The organism is Roseovarius aestuarii (genome assembly GCF_019966515.1).
GTDB classification, from domain to species: domain Bacteria; phylum Pseudomonadota; class Alphaproteobacteria; order Rhodobacterales; family Rhodobacteraceae; genus Roseovarius; species Roseovarius aestuarii.
Genome location: NZ_JAIMIB010000051.1, coordinates 1 through 2,770, shown reverse-complemented (window position 1 = coordinate 2,770; position 2,770 = coordinate 1). Strand labels below are relative to the sequence as shown.

Here is a 2,770-nt window from a genome sequence, read left to right as displayed (position 1 = left end):
CAGATGTTTCTGAGAATGCAACTCAAGTAACCGCTGAAAAACCTTCAGCAGCGGTTTTCTGTGTCGAGCATGCGTCGAGAGGCCCATTGCCTCCCATCCTTACCGGGACATAAAATCTCCATTCCAGTCGTTTAGAGATATGTTGGACACGCGAGATGTTCAAGCTCAGGCATTGCTTATGTGAAGTAACGGCCCTTTGCAGACATTGGCCAATCCTTCTGAAGCCGTTGTGCAGCGTCACCAAACCAGCCATTGGTACATTGCGCAGCATCTATGAATACTAAGCGGCCGCTCAGCAGGGCATTCCGACGTTCTTCAATCGCGTGCAAACAGCTGATACCTTCACATAGTGACCTTTAACGCTCGCATCAGTGCAAAACCTTACTCACTGCTTTTGCGAGTTCCGCCACCCTGAACGGCTTGTTTAGCAATACGCTGTCTGATCCCAGGAAACCATTGTTCTTCGCTGCCTCGACTGGATACCCAGACATGAAGATAATCGTAATTTCAGGATGTGTGACTCGCAACTCGTCCGCAAACTCCGGCCCGTTCTTCCCACCAGGTAAAATTACATCAGACAGAATAAGTCTAATCTCGGGATGTGAATCGACAGATTGATGTGCCGTAATCGCATCTTCGGCGCTAAGAACTCTGTAGCCGAGGTTTTGCAGCATCATCTCGGCCAAGTTTCTAACCTGCGGATCATCTTCGATCACCAAAATGGTCTCGCCTTGCCCGCGAGGTACGGCTTCTACCTTGGGCTTCTCCTGGTTGTCGGTTTTAGATGGTGCCCGCGGCAAGTAGAGCTTGACCGTCGTGCCCTTACCCTCTTCGCTGTAGATAGTTGCAAGGCCGCCCGATTGCTGTGCAAAACCATAGACCATCGAAAGCCCAAGGCCGCTACCCTGACCAACCTCTTTGGTAGTGTAGAAAGGCTCGAAGGCGTGCTTCTGAACGTCCTCGGACATACCTTTTCCGCAGTCAGAAACCGACAAGACTACATAATCTCCGGCGGCAATTTCTGATCCATCAACAGAGCTATCTTCGTCCAAGGTGAAATTGGCACATGCGATTGTCAATTCGCCGCCATACGGCATCGCATCCCGGGCATTTAGCGCCAGATTCAGCAGCGCGTTTTCAATTTGACCAGGATCTGCAAACGCGTTCCAGAGCCCTTTCGGCGCAATAGACTGGATATTTATCGTTTCGCCTAGGGTGGGTTGCAGAATGTCCGACAAGCCGGAGACCATCTCGCAAGTGTTGACGGACTGGGGCCAAAGCGGCTGTCGTCGTGAGAACGCCAGGAGCCGTTGTGTCAAGTCGGCGCCGCGCTTTGAGGCACGAAGGATTGCTGATGTGAATTGAGAAGACTCTGCAACCACCCCCAGCTCATCTAATAACTCGGCATTTCCCTGGATTACGGCAAGAAGGTTGTTGAATTCATGCGCAATCCCCCCCGTCAGTTGGCCAACGGCCTCCATCTTCTGCGCATGGAGAAGTTTGGCTTCGCTCTGGCGCAGACGTTCTTCGGTTAGTTTTCGTTCGGTAACATCCGACCCACATCCTCGGTAACCGGCAAAGTTGCCCTCCGCGTCGTAGAACGGTTTGCCACTAATCCGAAGCCACTGCGGTTCAACTCCTGTTCCTGTTCGAAGATATTCCAGGTCGCGAAACGGCTCATGTTCACGCATCGATTGAAAGTGTCGTTGCCAGAACTCTGAACTTGCCTCTTCACCGAGAAGCTCCTCTCGGGATTTACCATAATGCCAGGCTGCAGGCACTCCGACGATCCGTTCGACATTTTCGGAAAAATAGGTAAAGCGGAAATTGGCATCCATCTCCCAAAGCCAATCTCCGGCCGTATCGGCAAACCCCTGAAACCGCTCTTTGTCCCGACGATACTTTACCTCAATCTCCTTCTGTATCGTGATGTCGCTGCGCAACCCTACGATGTCGCCATGTGGTGTTCTTCTTTCCTCAATGCGAAGCCAACGTCCGTCGGAGAGCTTCTGCTCGATGGGGCCGCAGGGATTTCTGTGCTGAGCCAACCGATTGCCGATCCATTCCTCTTCTCGGCCAATTGCGTCTGCAAATTCCCCACGCGCTACACCGACACTCAACATGTCCTCGAAACGTTCACCAATACGCAGAAATTCGGAATGTTTAGGATAAACTTCTCGGTAGCGGTGGTTGAAGAAGATAAGCCGATCTTCTTGGTCAAATATGCAGAACCCACCCGGAATGGCCTCAAGCGCCGCTCGCCAGCGCTTCAAACCTTGGCGTTCTAAATCGGCGGTTGGCGGCAACGCACCCTGGATCAGGGCAAAGGTGCGGTCAAAAAGATCATGTGTCGGTGCCAACCTCGAAAATCCCTTATTCTGGAAAAATTTCTGCGTATCGGCAATATGACGGTTTGGTAAAATCCACCAATCTAGATGCAGGCACTAGCAGGTTTTGACAGCGATTATTTGTTTGCATATCGGACCATTCAGGAGTTCTTGAGTGTTTTGCAAGATGTGGGTTTTCAACAGGTTCAGCGGTTCATGAATCGCGCATAAGTAGAATTACTTCAAACTTGATGAAAAGTACAAACTATCCTTTGTTCCGCCAGACTGCATCAAGCTAAATCGGCTCGAGCCTGACCTCGGATGCCACCGGGTACACTTCCGCAGCCCGAGCATTGTGGCTACCTCCGGCCCAGAGCCGCCGTCCATCGACCAACTGAGTTGCTGCAGTGCGCTCGTCGAATCGGTCGTTCGCTGCACCGGCG

At 51.9% G+C, this 2,770-nt stretch carries 1 protein-coding gene; it reads right to left on the bottom strand.

Annotated features, from left to right (window positions below; all coding sequences use genetic code 11):
* Positions 1–368: 368 nt before the first annotated feature.
* The gene (locus LC334_RS22880; RefSeq protein ID WP_085802623.1) at positions 369–2,360 is read right to left on the bottom strand and encodes a hybrid sensor histidine kinase/response regulator; all 1,992 of its coding nucleotides are present in this window, start codon (positions 2,358–2,360) and stop codon (positions 369–371) included.
* Positions 2,361–2,770 lie beyond the last annotated feature (410 nt).